This window comes from Rhizobium sp. BR 362 (genome assembly GCF_036528765.1).
In the GTDB taxonomy this organism is placed as follows: domain Bacteria; phylum Pseudomonadota; class Alphaproteobacteria; order Rhizobiales; family Rhizobiaceae; genus Rhizobium.
The window spans coordinates 290,992-317,658 of the sequence record NZ_JARWGH010000002.1; the positions used below are offsets into that span (position 1 = coordinate 290,992).

The window sequence follows — 26,667 nt, forward strand, 5'->3', positions numbered from 1 at the left end:
AAGTCATATATACTGCACATACTCTCTGTACAGAAAGCTGACGAATGCAAAGGCAGAAGAGCATGGCGGCATGGCCGGCGTTAGGAATCGATGCAGTTTCGGAACGGCTTGGAATTTCCAAGCGTGAATTGGCCGAAACCGCAGGACTGGCGACATCGACTCTGCACCGCAAGACGCGGGCGCAAGGCCCTGCCGTCACGGCCCGTATCGGCGAGATGGCGGAGATCATTCATCGTGTTTCCGAATGGGCCGGCAGCGAGCGGCAAGCCCTTGCCTGGTATCGTGCCGAACCCATTCCCGCCTTTGGTGGCCGGACCGCAGAAAGCATCGTTAAGAACGGAAAGGCGGCTGCGCTGCGCGACTATCTTGATCATCTTGCGCTCGGCGGCTTTGCTTGAGGTTTACCGGCGTCTGTTATCGCGCCCACGATCCGCGATGGGCGATGAGCCCGAGTTCCGGTGACGGAGCGGCGCTCCGCGGAGCACGCTTCAACCCCAAGGGCGTCGCAGCACTTTATCTCTCTACCTCCATCGAAGGCGCAATCACGGAGGCGAGCCAAGGTTTTGGCCACAAAATCCATCCGCTGACAATCTGCTCATATGAAATAGATTGCGAAGGGGTTGCCGACCTGACCAACCCCACGGATCGCGAGGCATTGGGTATTTCCCTCGAGAGCATGAGTTCAGCCTGGGCCACCACCTTGTCGGAAGGCCAGCGCCCAGAATCCTGGGGCATCTACGACAGGCTGCACGCAAAGCATGCCGGCGTGCTCGTGCCATCGTTTGCCCACCGCGCCGAGCCGGCGATCAGCAATCTGGGGTTATGGACGTGGTCAGACAAACCACCTCATTGCGTGGTGGTGATCGATCCGACGGGCCGCCTACCGAAAGATCAGCGTTCGTGGGAGTGATCAATATTTCAGGCTGGCCTCGTTCAACATTGCCCACTGCAGCAGCATGATCGTCTTGGCATCGTAGATCTCACCGGCTTCGATCATCGCCATCGCTTTGGCGAGCGGCACCTCTAGCACCTCGATATCCTCATGTTCCTGGGCGAGGCCGCCGCCATCGCCGATGCGGTCGGCCGTATCGACCATGGCGGCAAAGAAATGGATGATTTCGGTGATGGCGCCCGGCGAGGTGAACGCCTTGAACAGAAAGCGGACATCGCGGACGCGAAAGCCGGTTTCTTCTATCGCCTCGCGGCGGATCGCCTCTTCCGGGTGATCGCCGTCGAGCAAGCCGGCGGGTACTTCGATCATCCAGGCGGGAAAGCCGGTGAGATGGGCCGGCAGACGGAACTGCCGCACGAGGATCACTTGTTCGCGCTTGGGATCATAGAGCAGGATGCAGGCGGCCGGCGTGCGGTGATAGATTTCCCGCTTCACCCGATGCGTCTCGCCGGTCGAATCCGTGTAGTCGATGTCGAAGGTGCTGAGCCGCGTCCATTGATCGGAAAGCGTCTTCTCGCTGACGATCTCGACCTTTGCCATCTCGAACTTGTTCATGCTCCACCCTTACGCAGCCAGACTTTGTTGTCGTGGACGGCCGCGCCGCCATAGGGAGCAACAGGATCGGCGCCGGTCAGAACATTGATCCCCTCGCCGTCCACATGCGCCTTGTTCGGCCACAGACCTTCGGCGATCAGCACACCCGGCTTCACCTCGGTCGTGATGCGGGCATGGATGCGGATATCGCCTCTGAGGTTGCCGAGCTGAACGAGGTCGCCATCAGATATGCCAAAGGCTGCAGCATCCGCCGGATTGACCATCACTTCCGGGCGGCCTTCCTTCTGGCGAGAGGTCTTCGTTTCCGAAAAGCTCGAATTCAAGAAATTGCGCGACGGCGATGTGGCAAGCCGGAACGGATGATCGGTATCGGCAACTTCGATGACGTCGACCTGATCGGGAAACTGTGGCAGCTCGACATGGGGGCCGAGCAGACCGACAGCTTCCGGCGGCCGGTTCGGAGCCGGCTGGTTGACCCAATCCGGACGGAAGCGGAATTTGCCGTCGGGATGGGCAAAACCGTTGAGGAAATGCGCGTCCTCGAAGGCCGGCTGGCGATCGAACCATTTATGCTCAAGGAAATGATCGTAATCCGGCAGGCCGCTTCGCTCCAGAATGCGGTCGATCATCTCGCGGGCTGAAAACCCGAAACCGGGACGATCGGCGACGCCGAGGCGCTTGGCCAGTTCCTCGATGACGAAGAGATTGCTGCGCACCGTCGGCGGCGGCTCGACCAGCTTGGGGCCAAGCAGGATATGGTTCTGCCCGCCGGCGCGGTAGATGTCATCATGCTCGACGAACATGGTGGCGGGGATGACGATATCGGCCATCTCGGCGGTATCGGTCATGAATTGTTCGTGCACGGCCACGAAGAGATCGTTGCGGGCAAAGCCGCGTTTCACCAGCCGCTGTTCCGGCGCGATGTTCACTGGATTGGTGTTCTGGATGAGCATGGCCGTCACGGGCCCACGATGGCGCAAAGCGACCGCATCGCCGGTCAGCGCCCGGCCGATCTGCGACTGGTCGATCATGCGGATGTCCGGGTCCATCATAGAGCGGCCGGTCAGCTCGCTCGCATCCATGCGGAAGATATCGCTGTTGGAATGGAAAGCACCGCCGCCCTCATATTGCCAGGAGCCGAGCACGGTGGCGATCGAAGCTGCCGCGTGCATCGCGACCGCACCGTTGCGCTGGCGGGTGAAGCCGTAGCCGAGGCGGAAATAGGTCTTCTTCGTCGTGCCGACGAGCTTGGCGAAGGCTTCGATTTCATCGACGGACAGGCCGGTGATCGCTGCCGCCCATTCCGGCGTCTTGGTCTTGAGATGCGCTTCGAGACCGGCCGGATCGTCTGCATATTTCGCCATATAAGCACGATCGGCATAGCCGTCTCGGAAGGCGATGTGCATGACGGCGCAGGCGAGCGCTGCATCCGTACCCGGCTTGACGATCAGCGCCATATCGGCCTGCTTCATTGTCGGATTGTCGTAGATATCGATGACGACGATCTTGGCGCCGCGCTCCTTGCGCGACTTCACCGCATGGGTCATCACATTGACCTGGGTCGCGACCGCGTTGGTGCCCCAGATGACTACGCAATCGGTGCGCCCCATTTCGCGCGGGTCGGGACCGCGCAGCGTACCTGTCGCCATGGTGAAGCCTGTCCAGGCGGGGTTTGTGCAGATCGAGGAAAAGAAACCGGAATAGCGCTTGGCGTGACGCAGCCGGTTGATGGAATCGCGCTGAACCCAGCCCATGGTGCCGGCGTAGTAATAGGGCCAGATCGCCTCGCTGCCGTCTTTTGCCTCGGCCTTGACGAAGGCGTTGGCAATTTCGTCCAGCGCATCGTCCCAAGAGATCTCCCGCCAGCGGCCCTCTCCCTTGGCGCCGGCGCGGCGCAAAGGCTTCATCAGCCGGTCCGGATGGTAAAGCCGCTCGGCATAGCGCGCGACCTTGGCGCAGATGACACCAGACGTATAGGAATGGTCATTGGCGCCACGAACCCGGCCGATTTTTCCGTCCTCGGTCAGATCGACCTCCAGCGCGCAGGTGGAGGGACAGTCGTGCGGACAGGCGGTGTGACCGATCCGCGATTTGGCGTGAATAGGGGTCGCAATGTTCATAGCGTTTGTATATTTCATGCCTTGTCCGGCCAAAAGGCATAATCTGGCCCATCGCAACAATTCATGCGGACTTCACCGACAATGAACTATCGGCATATCTACCACGCGGGCAATTTCGCCGATGTGCTGAAGCACGCCGTGCTTGCCCGTCTCGTCCGCTATCTGCAGAACAAGGATAAGGCCTTCCGTGTTCTGGATACTCACGCCGGCATCGGCCTCTATGATCTTTCTTCGGAAGAGGCGCAGAAAACCGGCGAATGGCAGGATGGTATCGGCCGGATTCTGAAAGCCGAACTTGTGCCGCAAGTGGCCGACCTGCTTGAGCCCTATCTGACCGCTGTCCGGGAACTCAATCCCGAGGGCGGCATGCGGTTCTACCCCGGCTCGCCCAAACTTGCCCGTATGCTTTTCCGCCCGCAGGATCGGCTATCGGCGATGGAGCTGCATCCAGAAGACTTCCAGCGGCTGCATCGGTTGTTCGAGGGCGATCACCATGCGCGCATCACCGAACTCGATGGCTGGCTTGCGCTCGGCGCGCATCTGCCGCCGAAGGAGAAGCGCGGTATCGTGCTGGTCGATCCGCCTTTCGAGGAAGACGGCGAATATGAGCGGCTGGCGGACGGCCTTGCGAAGGCGTGGCGCCGCTTTCCCGGCGGCACCTACTGCCTCTGGTACCCGCTGAAGAAGGATGCGCCGATCAAGGCGTTTCATGAGTCCTTGCAGGCGTTGGAGATCCCTAAGATGCTCTGCGCCGAGCTGACGGTCAAAAGCGATCGCGGCTTCACCGGACTGACCGGCTCCGGCCTGATTATCGTCAATCCGCCATTTACGCTGAAGGACGAGCTGCATGCATTGCTGCCAGCCCTGAAGGATATGCTGGCGCAGGACCGCTTCGCTTGGCAGCGCGCCTTCTGGCTCCGCGGCGAACACTGATAATTGTTTTGCACATCGCACAGGTGATCCCATGAAGCTTCTCTGCTCGCCCCCTTCCCCCTTCTCCAGCAAGGTGCGGATGGCCGCCCGGCATCTCGGCATTGAACTCGATGAAGTCCACGTCGAGACCAATGCCGGCCCGGCCGTGCTGGTCGACAACAATCCGCTCGGCAAGATCCCGACGCTGCTGACGGAAGACGGGGTCGCGATCTTCGACAGCCGCGCGATCATGCATCATTTCCATCGGCTGAAGGGCAAGACGCTTTATCCTGCCAGGGATAGCAAGCGCATCGAGGCCGAAGTGCTGGAAGCGCTTTGCGATGGCACCAACGAATGCCTCCTGTCGATTGTCTACGAGCGGCGCCTGCGCGATCAGGAGAAGCAGCACCAACCTTGGATCGACCGGCAGTGGACGAAAGCGAGCCGCGCGCTTGCCCATCTCAACGCCGAACCGCCGAAGATCGGCAAGAAGCTCCATGGCGGGCATTTCGCACTCGCCTCCTTGCTGGGCTATCTGCAACTGCGCTTCGAGGCACAGTGGGAAGCGGACCACGCCGACCTCATCGATTGGGCACGCAAGTTCGAGAAGCATTTTCCTGATTATCAGGCAATGAAACCCAGGCAGGCTTAGCTCTTGCGGGCAACGTCGGCCTTCACGAAATCGACAAAGGCGCGCAAGGCCGTCGGCAACTGCCGGCGGCTTGGATAATAGAGGAAGAAGCCGGGGTAGTACGGACACCAGTCCTCCAGCACGCGGATCAATCGGCCATCCTGCAAAGCCGGCAGCGCGTGATCCTCAAACAGGAAGGCCAGACCGGAGCCCGTGACGGCCGCGTCTAGCATCATGTCGAGGTCGCCGAGGGTCAATGGTCCCTGTACCTCGATCTCCAACTCGATGCCGCCGCGTTCGAACTCCCAGCGATAATACGCACCGCTCGGAAAACGGTAGCGGATGCAGGGGTGATCTTTCAGATCATGCGGCGTGACCGGTTTGGGGAAACGCTGAAAATGTTCGGGCGAGCCGACGATCGCCGTCCGCTGGCGGGGGCCAATAGCGATGGCAATCATGTCCGCGGCGATGCTTTCGCCGAAGCGTATGCCAGCGTCGAAACCGCCCGAGACAGTGTCCACCAGCGCATCGTCCACCACGATCTCCATTTCGACGGCAGGGTAAGCCCTCAGAAATCGTGACACGATGGGCAGCAGCACCATCTTGACAGCGGGGCGCGGGGCATTGATGCGCAGCTTGCCGTAAGGCTGGCCACGGAATTTATCGAGATCCTCCAGCGCGTCGTCGATGTCGAGGAAAGCCGGGCGAATGCGGTCGAACAGGCGCTCGCCGGCCTCCGTCAATCCGACGCCGCGGGTGGTTCGATTGACCAGCCGCACATCCAGCCTCTCCTCGATCGCCCGCAGCGAATGGCTGAGCGCGGAAGGCGTCACGCCGAGCTCTACCGCAGCTTTGCGAAAACTGCGGTGTTCTGCAATCGCCAAAAAGATCGCCAGATCGGTTGAACGGATGCGTCGCATTGATGAGATTTTCTCAGCACTTCATGGAGAGGAAAGTAGATTATCTCAACGGTGCCATCAAGCTACCTTTCTTCTGCAAGCGAATTCCACCCACGAATTGCAAACCCACCAAGGAGAAAGTTCATGCGCGTTTGGTTCATTACGGGTGCATCCCGTGGCTTCGGCGCCCTCATTGCCCAGGAAGCCCTCACCGCCGGCGACGCCGTCGTTGTCACGGCCCGCAATCCCGCCGGACTGGCGGAAAAATTCGGCAATCATCCGAACCTCCTGCCCGTCACGCTCGACGTTTCGAACGAGGCGCAGGCCCATGAAGCCGCCGCGGAAGCCGTCAAGCGCTTCGGCAGGATCGACATCCTTCTCAACAATGCCGGCTACGGCCTGTTGGGTGCCGTCGAAGAGGCAACGCCTGAAGAAATCGAGAAGCTCTATGCCACGAACGTCTTCGGCCTGCTGAAGGTCACGCGCGCCGTGCTGCCGCATATGCGCCGGCAGCGTTCCGGCCATGTCATCAATATGTCCTCCATCGGTGGCTACCAGAGCTTTGCCGGTTGGGGTGTCTATTGCTCGACGAAGTTTGCAGTCGAAGGACTCTCCGAAGCGATGGCGGCGGAACTGCAGCCGCTCGGCATCAAGGTTACCGTCGTCGAACCCGGCTTCTTCCGGACCGACTTCCTCGACGAAAGCTCCCTCGCCGTCAGCCCGAGTTCGATTGCCGACTATAAGGACACGCCTGTCGGTGCAATGCGCGATTTTGCCGCCGGTCACAATCACGGCCAGCCTGGCGATCCCGCACGGCTTGCGAAGTCGATGATCACGCTTGCACATTCGGCCAACCCGCCGCTGCGCATGCCGTTCGGCACAGATACGATCGGCGCGATCGAGACGAAGAATGCGTATGTTGCCACGGAACTCGCCGACTGGCGTGAACTTTCAGCCTCGACGGACTTCCCGAAGGGCGTTGCTTGAATATTCGGGGCCATGAAACGGAAAAGCCGGGGCGCGAACCCCGGCTTTCGTCAGATTATATCATCAAATTATTAGAACTTGACGCCGATACCAACCTTGACGCTCTGCTCGTCATAGCCGCGCGAGAAGCTGCCGGAGTCGAGGTTGAAGTCCTTCTTGCCGTAGTCGGTGTAACGGTATTCGAGGCGAGCCGTGATGTTGTTGGTGATGAAGGTTTCAGCACCTGCACCGACCGTGTAGCCAACAGCCGTCTTGCTTTCGGACGAAGTGGCGTCCTCGAGCTTGTTCTGGCCGATTGCCAGACCGGCCGTGCCGTACAGCATGAACGGGTTGAAGTCGTAACCGATACGGCCACGAACCGAGCCGTTTACGCCGTTCTTGGCGGTGAGGCCGTTGCGGGTCGAGTCGGAGTCGGCGTAGCCGAGGTCACCTTCAACGCCGTATACGATCTGACCCTGCTGCCAGTTGTAACCGGTGAAGGCTTCGCCGCCGAAGGCGTACGAATTGCCATTATGGTTGAAGTGACCAGCATTCCAGTCGCCAGCGCCACCGATGTAGAAACCGGCCCAGTTGTTGACCACCGGCGTAGCTTCCTGGGCGACGGGCGGCTGCGGAACCTGCTCCACAGCATCGGCTGCATGAGCCGCGGTGAAGCCGCCGAGAGCGAAACCAGAGACCATGAGGGTCGTGATGAGAGTACGCATACTTTTCTCCTTTCAGTCCCGTGTTCTTCGTCTACTGTTGACCTCGAAGCACCACGAGCAATTACAAGATGTCCCTCCCGGATCGGGACTGAAATTGGAATGCAATTGAGGAATTCGAAGAGCTAAAATATGATATCATTGTGGCACAGAGGTGGCTGAATTTCGATGTTGCTTCAACGCAACAGAGGAATTGTTAACCATAATGATTGGTTAAAGCAGGTATACTTATTTTAATCGAAATATAACTGAAGCTTTACATAAGTTGTTGCTGCCCACCGCGATGCAGAAGCATCTTTTCATGTGGTGTATCGAAGCCCTATATGAGTGCCAGTTGGGTAATGGCGACGAAAAGGCGAGAAGGTTGAGCCAGGAAAAACTACGGACCGCGCTGATATCAGGTGCATCCAAAAGAATAGGCAGGGCGATTGCAGAGGATTTGTCGGCTAACGGCTTTGCGGTGGCGCTGCATGCCAATCAGTCGCTGGACGAGGCAGCCGAAGTCGTGGCGAAATTGCGGCAACAGGGCAGAAAGGCGGTCGCGATCAAGGCTGACCTGCAAAATTCGGCGGAGACATCGACCCTGATCGAAAGGGCTGTTTCGCAGCTCGGACCGCTGGATCTTCTGGTCAACAACGCCTCCGTTTTTCAAAGCGATTCTGCCGACCGTTTCGACGCAGAAGCGTTCGACGCGCATTTTGCCGTGCATGTCCGCGCGCCCTCCATCCTCGCTGCGGATTTCGTGCGGCAGCTTCCGAAGGATGTTCCCGGACTGATCGTCAACATCGTCGACCAGCGCGTCTGGGCGCTGAACCCGCGCTTCTATTCCTATACGCTGTCGAAGGCCGCCCTGTGGACGGCTACCCAGACGATGGCGCAGAGCTTTGCACCGCGAATCCGTGTCAATGCCATCGGTCCCGGCCCGACGGTACGCAGCGTTCGGCAGACGGAAGAGGACTTCCAGGCGCAGATTGATGGTCTCATATTGAGGGCAGCGCCCGGGCTCGATGAATTCGGCCGCACCGTCCGCTTTCTTTTTGACACGCCTTCGATCACGGGCCAAATGATAGCGCTCGATGGTGGCCAGCATCTTGCCTGGGAAACGCCCGATGTGTCGGAGAGCATGGAATGAACGGACGAAAGCTGCCCGACGGCGGCATTCTCTATGACGAATCAGAGGACATTGAAGACGATGTCGAGGTGGAAGGCGATGCCGGCGCCTCCCCTGTCGTGCCCGTCGACTGGAACGAAGGCGGCAAGAACGAGACCGGCCTTCGGGGCGCGGAACTGATCGCTGAATTCGTCAAGCGGCTGCCGAACAATCCCGGTGTTTATCGCATGTTCAACGAAGCCGGCGATGTGCTCTATGTCGGTAAGGCGCGCAGCCTGAAGAAGCGCGTCGCCAACTATGCGATGGGCCGCGTGCATTCCAATCGCATCGCCCGCATGGTGCGCGAAACCGCCAATATGGAGTTCGTCACCACCCGCACCGAGACCGAAGCGCTGCTGCTGGAAGCGAATCTGATCAAGCGCTTACGGCCGCGCTTCAACGTGTTACTGCGGGACGACAAGTCCTTTCCTTATATTCTCATCACCGGCGACCATCGGGCACCGGCGATCTTCAAGCACCGCGGCGCGCGTGCCCGCAAGGGCGAGTATTTCGGCCCCTTCGCTTCGGCTGGCGCCGTTGGCCGCACGATCAACTCGCTGCAGCGCGCCTTCCTGATCCGCACCTGCACCGACAGCGTTTTCGAGACCCGCACCCGGCCCTGCTTGCTCTATCAAATCAAGCGCTGCTCGGGGCCTTGCACCCGCGAGATCAGCGATGAAGGCTATGCGGAGCTGGTGCGGGAGGCGAAGGACTTCCTCTCCGGCAAGAGCCAGAACGTCAAGGCGCATATGGCGGAAGAGATGAATGCGGCCGCCGAGGACCTCGATTTCGAGCGCGCCGCCGTCTATCGCGACCGGCTGGCGGCGCTGTCGCATGTGCAGAGCCATCAGGGCATCAATCCCGCCGGCGTCGAAGAGGCCGATGTCTTCGCCATTCATCACGAAGGCGGCATCTCCTGCATCCAGGTCTTTTTCTTCCGCACCGGGCAGAACTGGGGCAATCGCGCCTATTTCCCGAAAGCCGACCCTTCGCTTTCTGGCGCCGAGGTGCTGAATGCATTCCTCGCGCAATTCTACGACGACAAGCCTGTGCCGAGGCAGATCCTGCTGTCGGAGACGATCGAGGAGATCGAGTTGCTGGCCGCCGCGCTCAGCGAAAAGGCAGGGCACAAGGTGACGATCCTGGTGCCGCAGCGCGGCGAAAAACGCGACCTCGTCGATCATGTCGTCGCCAATGCCCGCGAGGCGCATGGCCGCAAGCTTGCCGAGACCGCCTCGCAATCGCGGCTGCTCGAAGGCTTCAAGGAGACATTCCAGCTTCCCTACGTGCCCCAGCGCATCGAGATCTACGACAACTCGCACATCATGGGCACGAATGCGGTCGGCGGCATGGTCGTGGCCGGACCGGAAGGATTCGTCAAAGGCCAATACCGTAAGTTCAACATCAAATCGACCGACATCACGCCCGGCGACGACTTCGGCATGATGCGCGAAGTCATGACCCGTCGCTTCTCTCGCCTGCTGAAGGAAGAGGGCAAGCCGGACCGCAGCGCGGATGCGGAAGCTGCAGCCGTCGACGCGGCGGATCAGCCTTTCCCCGCCTGGCCGGACGTAATCCTCATCGACGGTGGCCAGGGGCAGATGACGGCGGTGCGCGCCATTCTCGAAGAGCTTGGAATTACCGATAGCGTCATTGCCATCGGCGTTGCCAAGGGTGTCGACCGCGATGCCGGGCGCGAGCGCTTCTTTGCGCCCGCCCGCGATAGCTTCACCCTACCGCCGCGCGATCCCGTGCTCTACTTCATCCAGCGCCTGCGCGACGAGGCGCATCGTTTCGCCATCGGCTCGCACCGGGCACGACGCAAGAAGGAAATGGTGAAAAACCCGCTGGACGAAATCGGCGGCATCGGCCCTTCGCGCAAACGGGCGCTGCTGCAACACTTCGGCACCGCCAAGGCCGTGTCGCGCGCGGCGCTATCCGACCTGATGGCGGTCGAAGGCATATCGGAAACCGTGGCGCGGCAGGTCTACAACCATTTTCACGAGGACGCCGCGAAATAAAAGAAGCTGGTCGCAAATTCCACGCAATGACGATGAAAAAACAGAAACAATATTGACGGCAAGCTCCTCGAACCGCCATCTAGGGCATGATCCAAGAGGCGCGGGACGGTTTTTGGATAAGATCATGCTAAATCAAATAGCTGGAAAGAGATGACGTCTTGGGGAAGGCTATTTTGGTCCAGTGAAACAACTGAAACGAAACGATTTCCATGGCTTCGCGCGCATATAGCATTCCCAATCTGCTCACTTATGGCCGCATTCTCTGCGTGCCATTGATCGTCCTGTGCTTCTTCATCGAAGGCAAACTGGAAGGGTCCGACTTTGCGCGCTGGATCGCGCTCTGGATCTTCATCATCGCCTCGATCACCGACTTTCTGGATGGCTATCTTGCGCGCATCTGGAATCAGACATCGAATATCGGCCGCATGCTCGATCCGATCGCCGACAAGCTGCTGGTCTCCGCGATCCTGCTGCTGGTCGCCGCCGACGGCACGATTGCCGGCTGGTCGCTCTGGGCCGCGATCATCATCCTTTGCCGCGAAATCCTCGTCTCGGGTCTGCGTGAGTACCTGGCGGCGCTGAAGGTCAGCGTGCCCGTGACGCGCATTGCCAAATGGAAGACGACTGCGCAGCTCGTCGCCATCGCTTTCCTGCTGGCTGGGCCGGCAGGCGACAAGGTGCTACCCTATACGACGGAGACCGGCATTGTCCTGCTCTGGGTCGCAGCGCTGCTGACCATCTACACCGGCTACGACTATTTCCGCGCCGGTTTGAAGCATGTCGTGGATGAGGAATGATGACGAAACTCGTCTATTTCGCCTGGGTACGTGAGCGGATCGGCAAGGGAGAGGAAGAGATTTCGCTTCCCGCCGAAGTGATTACCGTGGGCGATCTCCTGAATCATTTGAAGACCTTGGGCGAGGAATACGAGACGGCACTTCAGTTTCCCGAGGCGATCCGCGTCGCCATCAATATGGAACATGCCGACCATGACGAGCCGATCGCCGGAGCTCGCGAGATCGGACTGTTTCCGCCGATGACGGGTGGGTGAGGAGCGGTCGGGCGAAGCCCGAGCAATCGATCCAGTGAATCGATTGCAGCGACCAACGCCCTGAGCCCTAGCGAAGGGCCGGGAGTCTCCGCAAACTCTTTCAGAGGGCGATAGGAAATTGCCAATGATTGCACCATTCGTCAAAGTCCAGCGCGACGATTTCGACCTTCAGGCCGAGGTCGACCGCATGACGGAAGGTCGTCATGATATCGGCGCGGTGGTCACCTTTTCCGGCCTCTGCCGCGACGAGGGCGGAGCGCTCGGCGCATTGGAACTCGAACATTATCCCGGAATGGCGGAAGCGGAGATCACCCGCATCGCGACGCTCGCCATCGAGCGCTTCGAGCTTCTGGGCCTGACCGCCATTCACCGCTACGGCAAAATTGCACCCGGAGAAAACATCGTCCTCGTCATCGCCGCCGCCTCGCATCGGCAACCCGCTTTCGACGGCGCCAATTTCCTGATGGATTTCCTGAAGACATCGGCGCCCTTCTGGAAGAAGGAACATGCGAAAGACGGCAAGGAAGGCGATTGGGTTTCGGCCAAGGATGCGGACGATGCCGCACGGGGCAAATGGGCCGATAACGGCTAGGCTTTGAGAGCGCAATTCCAGACGGAAAACCGCTTCGCACTTTTCCTGGTATTGCTCTAGGGAACCACACGCTCTCGCCGGCTCAACACCAGCAGCAGGACGAGCAGCGAGAAGATCACGAAATCGCGCCACAGGAACGGCCCATAGGCGCCCCACATGGTTTCGAACAGGCCGAGCAATGCCGCTCCACCAGCCGATTTCAGCGGATCGGAATAGCCGCCGACAGCGGCGATCATCAGCACCTTCAGCCCAAACATCAGCCCGGCGCCGAAATCCATCGTGCCGTAGTAGCAGGTCGCCAACAGGCCACAGGCGGTTGCGACCAATGCCGAGGCGACATAGGCCAAGAGGAAGACGCGATTGGCGCTTGTGCCGCAAAGCTCTGCCGCCAGCGCATCATCCGTCACCGCCCGCCAGATACGGCCCCATCCGGTATATCTCAGCACATAGGCCCCGCCGAGGATCACCAGAACCATCAGCGCCGTATTGAGGAGCTGGATCTCGGTCAATGTGACCCGGAAATCGCCGCTATCCCAGAAGACGATCATTTCATTCAGGAAAGGCGGCAGCCAGATGCCGCGCGTATTGGAGGCCAAGCGCGCCGTTTCCATCAAGATGATCATCATCCCAAGCGCCGCGACAATGATCGTGTTGGGCGATTTGCGCGACAGTGGCAGCATGACCGAACGGCCGATGAGAAAGCTTGTCCCCAGCGTATAGGTGATCGCAATGGCGCCGCCGAAGGCGAGTGCGGCCGGCAGAATGAGAAACATCCGTGTGTAGCCGACATCGGTGAACAGCACCAGCATCTGGCCGGAAAAGGCGAAAAGTGCACCATAGGTGATATCGGCCCGCTTCATTACGCCAAAGGCAACGGCATAGCCGAAAGCCAGCGCCGCATAGAGTGCGGCGAGCGGAACGGCATTCGCCAACTGCTGCAGGAGATAGGCCATGAAACCTCCGAATGTAGACGAATAGTAACTAGTAAAATCCATTTTACCAGTTATAATTTTGACCATGAGCTTTTCGTGGACCCCACATCGGTTTTCCGGCGGCGCGCTGGCGCTGGACGTCGCCAACAGCGTCATCATGCGCCATGACGACGAGCGGCGCATCGACCGTTTCGAGGCGCAGGGACAGATGGAAAGTTTCCCGAAAGCAGCAGTGAATTTCTGTGCCGAGCGGGCTTTGTTCCGCGATATCCTGCCGGTGCGGCAGGAGAATAAATCCGGCTTTGTCGATCTGCGCGAGGCGATCGACCGCTATTTTCGCGCCCGCGTTCTCGACCGTGGTGCCGATGCGCTGCTGGCCGATCTGTTGGAGGCATTGTCGAAAGTGCTGCGGCGGGCCGCCTCGCCCGATGGGCTCGATGCTGCAACGGTGCATTCGACGCTGCGGCTCATTGCCATGCCCGACCCGGACCGCATGAAAATCTGCCGCAACTGCGGCTGGCTGTTCATCGACCGCAGCAAGAACAAAAGCCGGGCCTGGTGCGACATGGCGGTCTGCGGCAACCGCGCCAAGGCGAACCGGCACTATCGCCGCAAGAAGGAGGAGAGTGCACCATGAGAACCCATGCGATCGTTTTGACGGCCGCAATTGCCAGCCTTGCGCTTGCCGGCTGCCAGCGGCAGAGCGAAAACGGTCCGACCGAACTCAGCGGCCGGCTCTTCGTCTTCAACTATCGTGTCGCAAGCGCGACCTACATGATTACGCTGAAGAAGATCGCACCGATCCCGGAAGGCACGACGGCGGTCGCGGAATTCGAAAACCCGATGGGCGGCGATCCCCTGGTGGTGCGGGAAAAGATCTATACGTTCTGGGACAAGATCACGCTCGAAAGCCCGGATCTGCGCTGCGTGCGCAAGGACCGCCCCTATTCCGTTTCGATCAGGCTGGTCGATGGCAGCGACAAGACGATCCAGACCATCAAGACCGAGGTGAAATCCGATCTCGACCAGACCGTGTTGCCGACAAGGCCGCTCGTGGTCGGTCCGAGCTATACGAAGAACCCGGATATCTTCAAAACCGATGGCAGTGTTGACTATGGGCGCGACGAGGCCTGCCCGGCATGAAAAAGCCAGGGCGCGAGACCCCGGCTTTCATTTATCAATTCAATGTCTTCCGCGCGAAGGCTGAGTGACTGATTCAGCCGACGATTTCGGTTTCGGAGAACCAGTAGGCGATTTCGATTGCGGCGGTTTCCGGAGCGTCCGAGCCGTGAACGGAGTTTTCGCCAATCGAGAGGGCGTGGATCTTACGGATCGTGCCTTCGGCAGCGTTGGCCGGGTTGGTCGCGCCCATGATTTCGCGGTTCTTCAGAATGGCGTTTTCGCCTTCCAGGACCTGAACGACGGTCGGGCCGGAGGTCATGCCTTCGACAAGCTCGCCGAAGAAAGGACGGTCCTTGTGAACGGCGTAGAAGCCTTCGGCTTCACGCTTGCTCATCCAAACGCGCTTGGAAGCGATGACGCGCAGGCCATTGTCCTCGAAAATCTTGGTGATGGCACCGGTCAGGTTACGCTTGGTTGCGTCCGGCTTGATCATCGAAAAAGTGCGTTCAATCGCCATGGGTCAATTCCTTGTCGTCAGAGAAAAAGTGGGCGGTGTTTACCCGCCCCACAGCCTGAAAACAAGGGGTATGCGCCAATTTCACGCTGCTGTCACAGTCTGGATGTCCGATTCGGAGGGTGGTTGACGGCCGGTTGACCATCCATCAGCAAATTTCGTGGGCGCCATCAGCCCCATTTACTCCTTTCCATTCTAAGCTTGCTTCATTGCTCTTGGAGGAACGTCAGGATGCTGAGACATTACAGAATGTTCGCCGATTACAACCGCTGGGCCAACGCCCTGGTTTACGATGCTGCCGCTCAACTCAGCGACGCCGAGTATCGCGAGAACCGCGGCGCATTTTTCGGCTCGCTGCATGGCACGCTCAACCATATTCTGGTCGGCGATCGCGCCTGGATGCATCGCTTTACCGGCACGGGAGACATGCCGGCAGCCTTAGATGTCACACTGCACGACACTCTCAAAGATCTGCGTGCCGCCCGCGAGGCTGAAGACCGGCGCATCATCGACTGGATAGACACGCTCGACAACGACGCGCTCGTCGTCGACATCACCTATTCGCCAATGACCCGACCGGGAAGCATCACCCATCCCTTGATGGCGGCGCTGGCGCATTTCTTCAACCATCAGACCCATCATCGCGGCCAATGCCACATGATCCTCACAGCGATGGGCAAACCGTCGCTTGCTCTCGACCTGATTTATTTCCTGCGCACGGACGGAAAGCGCTGGATGTGAAGCGCAGCGCGAGCCAGGATTCGCCGATACAGTTTGGCGTTGTTCGACCGTCCGATTTTGCTGCGAGATGGCGCCATTATGAACGCTCCGTTCATGTTGCCTTAACCTCCGCCCCTGCAAATTCGCAGAATATATCAGTTGGCGGGTGATCAGAGAGTAGGCATGAAGAGTTCGCAGGCAGGTGTTTCGGCGTATCCCATCGGCAATGACGACAGCGATGCAACCACGGACCTTGAGATGATCGGTCGCTATATGGCCAAGCTGAAGGTCAAGGCCTTGCCGCGCAACTACCAGCTCTTTCATGAAGCGCTCCACGGCTCGGATCGCCGGATCGCCAGCGAGATCGCATCGCTCGGCCCTTCCCCTTCGCAAGCCAGCCTCGATGATATCGGCTTGAAGCATCGCCTCGTCAGCCATTGCAGCCTTGTCGCCCGCAAGTCCGAGGCCGATGCGGCCGAGATGCTGCGCGAAGTGGCCGAACAACTGGCCGAGGGATTGATGAAGAAACAAAGCTTCGCCCGCGAGATCGAAACGGCGCCCCATGTCGCCGCCGCCATGGACAGTCTTAATGCCTCGCTGAGCAATCTGCTGCTCTATGAAACCGAACTGACGGAGAGGCTGAGAGACTGCGCCAGCCCGCCGCGGCGAGCGGGCGGCAGCCGCCTCTAAGCTCTCAAGCTCTTGCCTTCGGCGCGGAGTTCGGCCAAAACCGCGCCATGATTTCGATTTCCGACCTTTCCGCCCGCATTGCCGGCCGCCTCCTCATCGACCACGCCAGCGTGACGCTTCCGGCGGGCACGAAGGCGGGGCTTGTCGGCAAAAACGGCGCCGGCAAGTCGACATTGTTCCGCGTGATCACCGGCGATCTCGCCGCCGAAAGCGGCTCGGTCTCCATTCCGCGCAATGCCCGCATCGGCCAAGTGGCGCAGGAAGCGCCGGGGACCGAGGAGCCGCTGATCGAAATCGTTCTGAAGGCGGACAAGGAACGCACCGCCTTGCTTGCGGAAGCCGAAACGGCGACCGATCCGCATCGCATCGCCGACATCCAGACGCGACTTGCCGACATCGGCGCCCATTCGGCCGAAGCGCGCGCCGCCAGCATTCTTGCCGGCCTCGGTTTCGACCACGAGGCACAGCACCGACCCGCCTCCTCCTTTTCCGGCGGCTGGCGCATGCGCGTGGCGCTCGCGGCTGTGCTGTTTTCCGAGCCCGACCTGCTGCTGCTCGACGAGCCGACCAACTATCTCGACCTCGAAGGCACGCTCTGGCTGGAAGATTACATCCGCCGCTACCCGCACACGGTCATCATCATCTCGCACGACCGCGACCTGTTGAACACGGCCATCAATTCCATCGTCCATCTCGACCAGAAGAAGCTCACCTTCTATCGCGGCTCCTACGACCAGTTCGAGCGGCAGAAGGCGGAGGCCGACGAGCTGCAGATGAAGGCGAAGGCCAAGAACGAGGCAGCGCGTAAGCACCTGCAGAGTTTCATCGATCGCTTCAAAGCGAAGGCGACGAAGGCCCGGCAGGCGCAATCGCGCGTCAAGGCCCTGGAGCGCATGGGCACGGTTGCCGCGGTCATCGAAGATCATGTGATGGGTTTCAGCTTTCCCGAGCCGGAAAAGCAGGCGGCATCGCCGATCATCGCCGTCAACGGCGGCGCGGTGGGCTATGAGCCCGGCAAGCCGATCCTGAAGCGCCTCAACCTGCGCATCGACGCCGATGACCGCATCGCCCTGCTCGGCTCCAACGGCAACGGCAAATCCACCTTTGCCAAATTCGTCTCCGGCCGCCTCGATGCCGAAAGCGGCGATGTGAAGCTGGCGCCGAACCTGAAGATCGGCTTCTTTGCGCAGCATCAGCTCGACGATCTCGTGCCCAACCAAACCGCCGTCGAGCATGTACGCCGCCGTATGCCCGACGCACCGGAGGCGAAGGTACGCGCCCGCGTCGCCCAGATGGGGCTTGCGACGGAGAAGATGGATACGCAGGTCAAGGATCTCTCCGGCGGCGAAAAGGCGCGGCTGCTGATGGGGCTCGCTGCTTTCGATGCACCGAATCTTCTGATCCTCGACGAACCGACCAACCATCTCGACATCGACAGCCGCAATGCGCTGATCCAGGCGCTGAACGACTATTCCGGCGCGGTCATCCTGATCTCGCACGACCGCCATCTCATCGAGGCGACGGTCGACCGGCTGTGGCTGGTGCGCGACGGCACGGTTTCCACTTTCGACGGCGATCTGGAAGACTATCGCAGTCTCATCGTCGCCAGCCCGAAGCCGAGGGATGACAAGGTCAAGACAAACGGCGCCGACGATTCCGTCTCGAAGGCGGACCAGCGCAAGCTCAACGCCGACCGCCGCGCCTCGCTCGCACCGCTCAAGAAAAAGATCAACGAAATCGAATCCTTGACCGGCAAGCTGGAGAAACTGATTCAAACGCTTGATGCGGAACTTGCAGATCCCGCCCTCTATGAGAAGGCGCCCGCCAAGGCGGCCGAGAAGGCCAGACAGCGCTCCGATGCTGCGGAAAAGCTTGCCGCGGCCGAAGAGCAATGGCTTGAGCTTTCGTCCGAATATGAAAGCGGGATGGCCGGTTAAGCATCCAGCTTTGAGATCGAACTGCCTGAAAGCGGCAACATGCCCCGATTTCAAAACCTTAGAGCAACCTTTGCTCGTTTGGATGAACTTGCAGCGCTCTAAAAATGGTTAATTCCTGAGGCATTCGTGCGTCAGGACTAACCGATCATTAACCATAATCGGAAAATATGCGCCCAACATTTCATTAATGTATTGTTGAGCGATTTCGATGACCTTCCGCCTTCTCCTGGCCGGCCTTGCCGTGTCCTTATCCCTTGCTGGCTGCGCAACCAAACCGGGCAATGATGCCTCGCTTAAGACGAGTTTTGCAGCGGAGGAGCCGCATCATAAGCCGTTGAAGGCTAGCGACCCAATCGACATGGAGCCGACCAAATGGGCTGGCGCGGAGCTTGAAACCAGAGAAACGGGCGATACTGGCGGTCCGCATCACCTGGTCGGGCGCACCTTGGAAGTGTCCTCGCTGCACGATCTCAAGCTGGACGATAAGGAAGTCATTCTCAGCTTCGACGACGGGCCGGCGCCAGGAAAGACGGAGCGCATCCTCTCCACGCTCGACAAATTCGGCGTCAAGGCGACCTTCATGATGGTTGGCGAAATGGCGGAAGCGCATCCGGCCACCGCCCGCAGGGTCTTTGCCGACGGAGACACCATCGGCAGCCACACCTTCCGCCATCCCGATCTCGACAAGATGAGCTTCGACATGGCAATGGCCGAGATCGCCCGCGGCGAACACGCTGTCGCCAAGGTCATCGGGACGGATGTTTCCTTCTTCCGCTTCCCCTATCTCGCCGATTCCAAGCGCCTGCGTACTGCCGTCGCCATGCGTGATCTCGTCGTCATGGATGTGGATATCGACAGCAAGGACTATTTCAACTCGACGCCTTCCGTCGTCGTAACCCGCACCATGAACCAGTTGCACCAGCGCGGCCGCGGCATCATCCTGATGCACGATATCCACCAGCGCACTGCCATCATGCTGCCGACCCTTCTGGCGCGCCTCGAAAGAGAGGGCTACAAGGTCGTGACTCTGAAGTACAAAGGCACCCCTGCGCCTGCAAATAACCTGATCGCACAGGCCCGCGTCAGGGTTCTGCGCTGAGGACGGTATAAACGTCAGAAAACTGCATGATGGGACAGATTCGGGGAAGCACTGTTGCTTCCCCGCATGTATTTTGATTTGATTATATATGAGTCACCGCATCAATCGCATATCAGGTCCCTTATGAATCTCCATCTCGAGCATGACGACGATCCACTGACACTGCAATTCGTCGCTGAAAGGGATGCACAGTCTGAACAGGCTCTGATGACGCCTGAGTTCGAGGCGGACCGGGCGGCGATCAAGGCTCTGATCGAGCGTAAAGACCGGCTGATTCAGGTGGTGCGCCGCGGCAAGTGGCTGTTCGACTTCCACCGCAGCGCAGATCACCCCCTCGGCATGTGGTTCCGATTGCCCGCCAATGTTGCGCCATCGCCCGACGCGCCGTGGGAACCGATCTTCGATCTCGACGCTTTCTGCGCTTCGGAGAACAAGCTTTGGCTCTGGCGCGGCGCAATCACCTGTCCTTGGGAGCCAACGCGGGTATTGCTTTGCCTCTCCGATGGCGGCTCGGATCTTGGACGTCTCTTGGAGTTCGATTGCGAAACCAAGAGCATCGTCGAAGGCGGATTCGACACGCCGCCGACGCGTTGTCACGCCACTTGGCTGAGCCGCGACGAGATCGCCTATTTCGGCTCGATCGACCGCCTCTCCTCGACGCGCTCCGGCTGGCCACGCGTCGGCCGCCGACTGAAACGTGGCCAGGCGCCAGCAAAGGCCCCCCTGCTCTACGCCACCGCCGATACCGACGTCTACGGCTCCTGCCTGGTCTTCGATCCCGTGCTTGCCGGCATTGCAAAGAAAGGTACGGCCAAGCCGATCCGGCTGTTCATCACCGGCCATGAAATCGGCAATTCCAGTGTTTTCATCAAGGAGCAGGATTTTTCGCTGCGGCGGATCGATCTGCCGAAGGACATCGACGTCCAGCTCAACTATTCCTATTGTCTCTGGCTCGCCAAGACCGACGAGCGGATACCGGCGGGCAGCCTGGCGGTGCAACCCTTGCCACGGCAGGCCACCGATCCCGGCGCCGAAGCGATGCGCGTGTTGTTTTCGCCCGGCGAGCGGCAGTCGGTGTCGCAATTCCTGCTGATGCGCGAATGGTGCGTCTTCGTCGTTTCCGACAATCTGCAACCTCGGCTTTTCGTCTTCGACCTAACCAAGGCGGACGCGGCGATCCAGGAAATCGCGCTGCCGGCAGATGTCCAGACGGTAACCGTCTGGCCGCTCTATTCCGACCTCCACCTCGGCGACGATACGCTGCAGGTCTACGGCGAAGGTTTCCTGCAGCCGCCCTCCTGCTATCGCCTGGAACTTGCCAACCGCAAGAAGCCGCTTGAGCTCATTCACACGGCAAGCTCCCCGGCCTACTTCGATACTGACGGCATGACCTCCGAATTGCTCGAAGCTTTTTCCGAAGACGGCACGAGGGTGCCCTACCGGCTGGTATTGCCGAAGACATGGACGCAAGGCGAGCTGCCGGTGCTGATGTATGGCTATGGCGGCTTCGATTTCTCGGTCCGTCCGCAATATTCCGCCGTCATCGGCCGCTGGCTGGAACAGGGTGGCGCCTATGTGCAAGCCTATATCCGCGGCGGCGGCGAGCTCGGTCCGAATTGGCATCGCTCGGCCAAGGGCCGTGGCCGCCATAGAGCCTTTGCCGATTTTGTCGCCGTCGCCCGTGATCTCGTCGCTCGCGGCTATACCAAACCGTCACGCATAGCCGCCAATGGCGGTAGCAATGGCGGACTGCTGACTGGCGTGATGCTGACGCGCTATCCGCGCGACTTCGGCGCGATCTGGTGTCAGGTGCCGGTGCTCGACATGAGCCGCTTCCATGTCTTCCCGGCGGGCAAGGCCTGGATCAACGAATATGGCAATCCAGACCACCAGGCTGACCGGGAGTATCTGCTTTCCTATTCGCCGCTGCACAATCTCAAGCCGGCTTCGGAAATCACCTATCCGCCGATCTATATCGAGAGTTCCAGCAATGACGACCGCGTCCATCCCTCGCATGCACGCCGGTTTGCAGCACGTATGGAGGAACTCGGCCATCAGCCGCTGTTCCACGAATTCCATTCGGGCGGCCACGGCGGCGACGGCGCATCGACGGAACTCGCGGCGCGAATCGCGCTGGGTTACAGTTTCCTTCGGGAGACGATCGCGAAGCCACGTGAAAGTTGAGATCAGCCCTTTAAACGTCAAACAAAAATCAGCAGTTGCAAGATTGTTCGACGCGCTTGAAACGCGTCTAATGACATGATTAGTTGCGTCGTGATCACGAATAGCGGGCCAGTCCGCCCGCTCACCTCTGGGGGGAGTACATAGATGGATCGTCGTTCATTTCTGAGGAAAGCCGGCGTTGCCGGCGCAGGCTCGGTTGCCGCCGCGGCGCTTGCGGCTCCGGCTATTGCTCAGAGCAATCCGAAAATCAACTGGCGGCTGACCTCGTCGTTCCCGAAGTCGCTCGACACGATCTATGGCGGCGCCGAGGTGCTGTCGAAATTCGTCTCGGAAGCGACCGACGGCAACTTCACCCTCCAGGTGTTCGCCGCCGGCGAAATCGTGCCGGGCCTCCAGGCTGCAGACGCGACCTCGGCGGGCACGGTCGAAGCCTGCCACACGGTCTCCTATTATTATTGGGGCAAGGATCCGGTGTGGGCGCTGGGTGCCGCCGTTCCTTTCGCGCTCAATGCCCGCGGCATGAACGCCTGGCAGTATCATGGCGGCGGGATCGACATGTTCAACGAATTCCTGGCGACGCAGGGGCTGATCGGCTTTCCGAGCGGCAATACCGGCGTGCAGATGGGTGGATGGTTCCGCAAGGAAATCAACACGGTAGCCGACCTCAAGGGTCTGAAGATGCGGATCGGCGGCTTTGCCGGCAAAGTGGTGGAGCGCCTCGGCGTCGTGCCGCAGCAGATCGCCGGCGGCGATATCTATCCGGCGCTCGAAAAAGGCACGATCGATGCGGCCGAATGGGTAGGCCCATATGACGACGAAAAGCTCGGTTTCTACAAGGTCGCGCCCTATTACTACTATCCCGGCTGGTGGGAGGGCGGTCCGACCGTACACGTCATGTTCAACAAGGCGGCCTATGAAGGCCTGCCGAAGGCCTATCAGTCGCTGTTGCGCACCGCCGCCCAGGCAGCCGATGCCGACATGCTGCAGAAATACGACTACCTCAATCCGGCGGCCATCAAGCGTGTCGTGGCCGAAGGCGCGAAGCTGCGTCCGTTCAGCACCGACATCCTGAACGCCTGCTTCGACAAGTCGAACGAAGTCTATGCCGAAATGGAAGCATCGAACCCGACCTTCAAAAAGATCTGGGAATCGATCAAGGCGTTCCGCGGCGGCCACTATCTCTATGCCCAGGTCGCAGAATACAGCTACGACGTGTACATGATGACGCAGCAGCGCGCCGGGAAGCTTTGATCCTTGGATTTGGAAATGAGAAAACCCCGGAGCGGTGCCGCCGCTCCGGGGTTTCTCTTTGGAATGTCGCAGCGATCTCTCTCCTGCTCAATTGAATGACGGCGGCTGACTGAGATCGTTCGCAGGCGGATTATTCTTTCCTCCGCCCTGATCCGCCGGCTTGTTGTCCAGCGGATTGGCGCCCGGAAACTGCAGGCCGCCCGGCAAACCGAGACCGCCGCCATTATCCTGGCCGGGCGCACCAAAGCCCGGCACTTCGATCTTGATCGTGTTGGGATCGATGCCGGCGCCGGCTCCCTTGTAGTGCATCACCATCTGCGGGAACATGATCGTCAGTGTCACCATCAGGATCTGAATGCCGACGAAAGGCACCGCGCCCCAATAGATCTGGCCGGTCGTCACCGGCGCCGTCTTCTTACCCGTGACCTTGTCGAGGTAAGGCACCTTTGCAGCCACCGAGCGCAGGTAGAACAATGCAAAGCCGAATGGCGGGTGCATGAAGCTCGTCTGCATGTTGACGCCGAGCAGTACGCCGAACCAGATGAGGTCGATACCGAGCTTGTCGGCAGCAGGCGCCAGCAGCGGCACGATGATGAAGGCGAGCTCGAAGAAATCGAGGAAGAAGGCCAGCACGAAAACCAGAAGGTTGACGACGATCAGGAAACCGACCTGCCCGCCTGGCAGCGAGACCAGCAGATGCTCCACCCAGACATGGCCGTTGACGCCGTAGAAGGTCAGCGAAAACACGCGCGAGCCGATCAGGATGAACAGCACGAAAGAGGAGAGCCGTGTCGTCGACGCGAGTGCTGAGCGCACGACATCCATGCTCAATCGTCCCTTCGCCGCCGCCATCACCAGCGCGCCGGTCGCGCCCATCGCGCCGCCCTCCGTCGGTGTTGCGATGCCGAGGAAGATGGTGCCGAGCACGAGAAAGATGAGCGCCAACGGCGGGATCAGCACGATGATCACCTGTTGGGCGAGCCGCGACATCAGGTTGAACTTCATCGTCTTGTCGATGACGGCGACGACATAGATGAAAGCGATGCCGACGGTTGCGCCGAGAATATCGGCATTTTCGCCGTAGCTTGGCGTCAGGTAGACGTGGGCGGCATAGGCAACGCCGGCACAGACCAGGAGCGCGATGAAAAGCGAGGTCACACCGGAGCCGAGCGAGCGCGCCTCTTTCGGCAGCGCCGGCATCGAGTTCGGCCGGACGATCGACATGACCAGCACATAGAGCATGTAGATGCCGGTCAGCACCAGTCCTGGAATCAGCGCGCCGGCATACATGTCGCCGACCGAACGGCCGAGCTGGTCCGCCAGCACGATCAGCACCAGCGACGGTGGAATGATCTGCGCGAGCGTGCCGGACGCGGCGATAACGCCGGACGCCAGACTGCGGTCATAGCCATAGCGCAGCATGATCGGCAGCGAGATCAGCCCCATGGCGATGACCGATGCCGCGACGACGCCGGTGGTGGCGGCGAGCAGCGCGCCGACGAAGATCACCGCATAGGCAAGGCCGCCGCGGATCGGGCCGAAGAGCTGGCCGACGGTGTCGAGCAGATCCTCCGCCATGCCTGAGCGTTCCAGCACGATGCCCATGAAGGTGAAAAACGGGATCGCCAGCAGCGTGTCGTTGGACATCACGCCCCAGAACCGGTCCGGCAGCGCATTGAGCAAAGGCCAGGAGAGGTTAATGGAGCCGCCCGAATAAGGCGCCAGTTCGACGCCGATCCAGAAGAACAGCAGTCCGTTAGCGGCCAGCGCAAAGGCAACGGGATATCCAATCAGCAGGAAGATGACCAGCGAAGCGAACATGATCGGGGCCATGTTCACGGCAATGAATTCAATCATCAGCGCGCCTCCCCGGCCGGCGTTTCGGCATCAAGGGGCGCATGCGTCGGCACATATGGCGTCGGGTCCTCCATATCCCCGCGCATGATGGCGATCTTCTTGATGATTTCGGAAACACCCTGCACCGCCAGCACAAAAAAGCCTGCCAGCAACAACGCCTTGCCCGGCCAGATGATCAGCCCCCCGGCACTGGACGAAACCTCGCCGGACATGAAGGACATACGCACATAGGGCACAAGGTCATAGACCATCAAAAGCACGAAGGGCATGAGGAACAGGCAATGACCGAGCAGATCGATCCAGTGCTGAACGCGCCTCGGCAAGGCGCCGTAGACGATATCGATGCGGATGTGCTCGTTCTGCCTGAGAGTATAGGCGGCCGCGAGCATGAAGGCGGCGCCGAACAGATACCATTGCGCTTCCAGCCAGGCGTTGGACGAGGTGTTGAATACCTTGCGGACGATGGCGTTTCCGGCGCTGACCAGCACGGCGACCAGAATGAGCCAGGAAACCGACTTGCCAATGATTTCCGTCACAGCATCTATGAGCCGGCTGAGGCCGAGCAATGCTCTCATCATTTTCTCCCCCGCAGCGGTCTTCCCCAAGATCTTCTTGCCGCGCATAGGCAGAGTGCCGATTTCACGCTGTGAATCAAGAGCGTAAGCTGGTTATCCAAATGTGACGGCATAGCCGCAGGAAAGGCAGGGCGTCCGGCTGATTGCTTGCAATTACGCTTGCCGGCCTTGCCCACCCGCTGCATTCTGATAAAAGATCATGCAAATAATCATACTAATCGAGAGACACCCATGTCCCCCATCAACCTCGCCATCGTCGGCGTCGGCAAGATCGTCCGCGACCAGCACCTTCCTTCCATCGCGAACAATCCGGATTTCAAACTGATCGCCACGGCAAGTCGCCACGGCACGGTTGACGGTATTCCGGCCTTCACAAGCATCGAAACCATGCTAGACGCCGTTCCCGGGATCGATGCCGTCTCGCTTTGCATGCCGCCGCAATATCGCTACGAGGCTGCCTACAAGGCTCTCGAGGCTGGCAAGCATGTTTTCCTGGAAAAGCCGCCGGGCGCCACGCTGAGCGAAGTCGCAGATCTCGAGGCGCTTGCCAAGGCAAAGGGCGTTTCACTCTTCGCAAGCTGGCATTCGCGTTATGCACCCGCAGTCGAAGCCGCGAAGGCTTTTCTCGCGGGAACGACGATCAAGAGCGTCCATGTCATCTGGAAGGAGGACGTGCGCCACTGGCATCCGAATCAGGAATGGATCTGGCAGGCCGGCGGTCTCGGCGTCTTCGATCCAGGCATCAATGCTCTGTCGATCGTCACCCACATCCTGCCGCCACTGTTCCTGACCGGCGCAGTGCTGGAATTCCCCGAAAACCGCGATTCGCCGATTGCTGCCGATCTGCAGTTCAAGAGCGGCCAAGGGCTTGCCGTCCATGCGGAATTCGACTGGCGCCAGACCGGCAAGCAGAGCTGGGATATCGTCGCCGAAACCGAGGCCGGCCAGATGGTGCTCTCCGAGGGTGGCTCGAAGCTCTCGGTGAACGGCGAATTGAAGTTCACTGCTCCAGAGGCGGAATATCCTTCGCTCTATCGCCGCTTCGCCGAGATCGTCAAAGCCGGCACGTCTGATGTGGACCTGGCCCCTCTTCGCCATGTCGCCGACGCCTTCATGCTCGGCAAACGCAAGTTTGTTGAGGCTTTCCACGACTAAACTCCATTGACCGATGAGATGCGCCGCGCGGAATGCTAAAGTGGCGCATCTTCATTGATC

27 protein-coding genes are annotated in these 26,667 nt (G+C 60.0%); 19 read left to right on the forward strand and 8 right to left on the reverse strand.

From position 1 onward, the window contains the following. Positions 1–44 precede the first annotated feature (44 nt). Positions 45–398: an antitoxin Xre/MbcA/ParS toxin-binding domain-containing protein gene (locus QDY28_RS03645; RefSeq protein WP_331380306.1), complete on the forward strand. Its 354-nt coding sequence runs from the start codon at positions 45–47 to the stop codon at positions 396–398. Beyond that, the gene (locus QDY28_RS03650) at positions 395–910 is read left to right on the forward strand and encodes an RES family NAD+ phosphorylase (protein WP_331380307.1); all 516 of its coding nucleotides are present in this window, start codon (positions 395–397) and stop codon (positions 908–910) included. Before QDY28_RS03645 ends, QDY28_RS03650 begins: the two co-directional genes overlap by 4 nt. Here the strand turns inward: QDY28_RS03650 and QDY28_RS03655 are convergent, their stop codons facing one another. Both QDY28_RS03655 and QDY28_RS03660 read right to left on the reverse strand, forming a co-directional pair. Next, complete coding sequence (locus tag QDY28_RS03655) at positions 911–1,507, reverse strand: NUDIX domain-containing protein (RefSeq protein WP_331380308.1); 597 nt, start codon at positions 1,505–1,507, stop codon at positions 911–913. Next, on the reverse strand, positions 1,504–3,645 hold the full coding sequence (locus QDY28_RS03660) for a molybdopterin-containing oxidoreductase family protein (RefSeq protein ID WP_331380309.1): 2,142 nt from the start codon (positions 3,643–3,645) through the stop codon (positions 1,504–1,506). Before QDY28_RS03660 ends, QDY28_RS03655 begins: the two co-directional genes overlap by 4 nt. Positions 3,646–3,708: 63 nt before the next feature. Here QDY28_RS03660 and QDY28_RS03665 point away from each other — a divergent pair, with 63 nt between their 5' ends. Both QDY28_RS03665 and QDY28_RS03670 read left to right on the forward strand, forming a co-directional pair. Then, on the forward strand, positions 3,709–4,560 hold the full coding sequence (locus QDY28_RS03665) for a 23S rRNA (adenine(2030)-N(6))-methyltransferase RlmJ (protein WP_331380310.1): 852 nt from the start codon (positions 3,709–3,711) through the stop codon (positions 4,558–4,560). Positions 4,561–4,591: 31 nt separating this feature from the next. After that, positions 4,592–5,191, forward strand: coding sequence for a glutathione S-transferase (locus QDY28_RS03670; protein ID WP_331380311.1), 600 nt, complete (start codon positions 4,592–4,594; stop codon positions 5,189–5,191). Here the strand turns inward: QDY28_RS03670 and QDY28_RS03675 are convergent. After that, positions 5,188–6,090 (reverse strand): LysR family transcriptional regulator, encoded by a 903-nt coding sequence (locus QDY28_RS03675; RefSeq protein ID WP_331380312.1) that lies wholly within the window; start codon positions 6,088–6,090, stop codon positions 5,188–5,190. The two genes, QDY28_RS03670 and QDY28_RS03675, sit on opposite strands and share 4 nt — an antisense overlap. A gap of 123 nt (positions 6,091–6,213) precedes the next feature. On the opposite strand from QDY28_RS03675, the gene QDY28_RS03680 reads away from it, so the two are divergent. Next, on the forward strand, positions 6,214–7,056 hold the full coding sequence (locus QDY28_RS03680) for an oxidoreductase (RefSeq protein ID WP_331380313.1): 843 nt from the start codon (positions 6,214–6,216) through the stop codon (positions 7,054–7,056). A 71-nt stretch (positions 7,057–7,127) separates the two neighbouring features. Here the strand turns inward: QDY28_RS03680 and QDY28_RS03685 are convergent, their stop codons facing one another. After that, entirely contained in the window at positions 7,128–7,760 is a 633-nt protein-coding gene (locus QDY28_RS03685; RefSeq protein WP_331380314.1) for an outer membrane protein, read from the reverse strand. A 361-nt stretch (positions 7,761–8,121) separates the two neighbouring features. Here QDY28_RS03685 and QDY28_RS03690 point away from each other — a divergent pair, with 361 nt between their 5' ends. The 5 genes from QDY28_RS03690 to QDY28_RS03710 all read left to right on the forward strand — a co-directional run bounded on the left by QDY28_RS03690 (position 8,122) and on the right by QDY28_RS03710 (position 12,571). Further along, entirely contained in the window at positions 8,122–8,889 is a 768-nt protein-coding gene (locus QDY28_RS03690) for an SDR family oxidoreductase (protein ID WP_331380315.1), read from the forward strand. Then, entirely contained in the window at positions 8,886–10,928 is a 2,043-nt protein-coding gene (gene uvrC, locus QDY28_RS03695) for an excinuclease ABC subunit UvrC (protein WP_331380316.1), read from the forward strand. The genes QDY28_RS03690 and uvrC overlap by 4 nt, the downstream gene beginning before the upstream one ends. 209 nt (positions 10,929–11,137) lie before the next feature. After that, positions 11,138–11,725 carry a CDP-diacylglycerol--glycerol-3-phosphate 3-phosphatidyltransferase gene (gene pgsA / locus QDY28_RS03700; RefSeq protein ID WP_331380317.1) on the forward strand — a complete coding sequence of 196 codons (588 nt, stop codon included), beginning with the start codon at positions 11,138–11,140 and terminating at the stop codon, positions 11,723–11,725. After that, positions 11,725–11,979: a molybdopterin converting factor subunit 1 gene (gene moaD, locus QDY28_RS03705; protein WP_028753346.1), complete on the forward strand. Its 255-nt coding sequence runs from the start codon at positions 11,725–11,727 to the stop codon at positions 11,977–11,979. The genes pgsA and moaD overlap by 1 nt, the downstream gene beginning before the upstream one ends. 124 nt (positions 11,980–12,103) lie before the next feature. Beyond that, positions 12,104–12,571: a molybdenum cofactor biosynthesis protein MoaE gene (locus QDY28_RS03710; RefSeq protein ID WP_331380318.1), complete on the forward strand. Its 468-nt coding sequence runs from the start codon at positions 12,104–12,106 to the stop codon at positions 12,569–12,571. Positions 12,572–12,627: 56 nt separating this feature from the next. On the opposite strand, the gene QDY28_RS03715 is transcribed toward QDY28_RS03710, so the two are convergent. Then, positions 12,628–13,524: a branched-chain amino acid ABC transporter permease gene (locus QDY28_RS03715; protein ID WP_331380319.1), complete on the reverse strand. Its 897-nt coding sequence runs from the start codon at positions 13,522–13,524 to the stop codon at positions 12,628–12,630. A gap of 64 nt (positions 13,525–13,588) precedes the next feature. On the opposite strand from QDY28_RS03715, the gene QDY28_RS03720 reads away from it, so the two are divergent. After that, positions 13,589–14,140 carry a CGNR zinc finger domain-containing protein gene (locus QDY28_RS03720; protein WP_331380320.1) on the forward strand — a complete coding sequence of 184 codons (552 nt, stop codon included), beginning with the start codon at positions 13,589–13,591 and terminating at the stop codon, positions 14,138–14,140. After that, entirely contained in the window at positions 14,137–14,646 is a 510-nt protein-coding gene (locus QDY28_RS03725) for a hypothetical protein (protein WP_331380321.1), read from the forward strand. The genes QDY28_RS03720 and QDY28_RS03725 overlap by 4 nt, the downstream gene beginning before the upstream one ends. 73 nt (positions 14,647–14,719) lie before the next feature. Here QDY28_RS03725 and ndk read toward each other — a convergent pair whose 3' ends face one another. Then, positions 14,720–15,142: a nucleoside-diphosphate kinase gene (ndk, locus tag QDY28_RS03730; protein ID WP_331380322.1), complete on the reverse strand. Its 423-nt coding sequence runs from the start codon at positions 15,140–15,142 to the stop codon at positions 14,720–14,722. Between the two features lie 228 nt (positions 15,143–15,370). On the opposite strand from ndk, the gene QDY28_RS03735 reads away from it, so the two are divergent. The 6 genes from QDY28_RS03735 (at position 15,371) to QDY28_RS03760 (ending at position 23,020) form a co-directional block, all read left to right on the forward strand. Further along, positions 15,371–15,880, forward strand: a complete 510-nt coding sequence (locus tag QDY28_RS03735) for a DinB family protein (protein ID WP_331380323.1) — start codon at positions 15,371–15,373, stop codon at positions 15,878–15,880. A 162-nt stretch (positions 15,881–16,042) separates the two neighbouring features. Continuing rightward, complete coding sequence (locus tag QDY28_RS03740; RefSeq protein ID WP_331380324.1) at positions 16,043–16,549, forward strand: hypothetical protein; 507 nt, start codon at positions 16,043–16,045, stop codon at positions 16,547–16,549. Positions 16,550–16,596: 47 nt separating this feature from the next. Beyond that, positions 16,597–18,486, forward strand: a complete 1,890-nt coding sequence (locus tag QDY28_RS03745; RefSeq protein WP_331380325.1) for an ABC-F family ATP-binding cassette domain-containing protein — start codon at positions 16,597–16,599, stop codon at positions 18,484–18,486. A gap of 208 nt (positions 18,487–18,694) precedes the next feature. Further along, complete coding sequence (locus QDY28_RS03750) at positions 18,695–19,585, forward strand: polysaccharide deacetylase family protein (RefSeq protein ID WP_331380326.1); 891 nt, start codon at positions 18,695–18,697, stop codon at positions 19,583–19,585. 123 nt (positions 19,586–19,708) lie between these two features. Continuing rightward, complete coding sequence (locus QDY28_RS03755) at positions 19,709–21,769, forward strand: prolyl oligopeptidase family serine peptidase (RefSeq protein WP_331380327.1); 2,061 nt, start codon at positions 19,709–19,711, stop codon at positions 21,767–21,769. A 144-nt stretch (positions 21,770–21,913) separates the two neighbouring features. After that, positions 21,914–23,020: a TRAP transporter substrate-binding protein gene (locus QDY28_RS03760; RefSeq protein WP_028753357.1), complete on the forward strand. Its 1,107-nt coding sequence runs from the start codon at positions 21,914–21,916 to the stop codon at positions 23,018–23,020. Positions 23,021–23,107: 87 nt separating this feature from the next. Here the strand turns inward: QDY28_RS03760 and QDY28_RS03765 are convergent, their stop codons facing one another. Together QDY28_RS03765 and QDY28_RS03770 are read right to left on the reverse strand one after the other, a co-directional pair. Continuing rightward, positions 23,108–24,877, reverse strand: a complete 1,770-nt coding sequence (locus QDY28_RS03765) for a TRAP transporter large permease (protein WP_331380328.1) — start codon at positions 24,875–24,877, stop codon at positions 23,108–23,110. Continuing rightward, the gene (locus QDY28_RS03770) at positions 24,877–25,452 is read right to left on the reverse strand and encodes a TRAP transporter small permease subunit (protein ID WP_331380329.1); all 576 of its coding nucleotides are present in this window, start codon (positions 25,450–25,452) and stop codon (positions 24,877–24,879) included. The genes QDY28_RS03765 and QDY28_RS03770 overlap by 1 nt, the downstream gene beginning before the upstream one ends. Positions 25,453–25,683: 231 nt before the next feature. On the opposite strand from QDY28_RS03770, the gene QDY28_RS03775 reads away from it, so the two are divergent. Continuing rightward, complete coding sequence (locus QDY28_RS03775; RefSeq protein ID WP_331380330.1) at positions 25,684–26,607, forward strand: Gfo/Idh/MocA family protein; 924 nt, start codon at positions 25,684–25,686, stop codon at positions 26,605–26,607. Positions 26,608–26,667 lie beyond the last annotated feature (60 nt).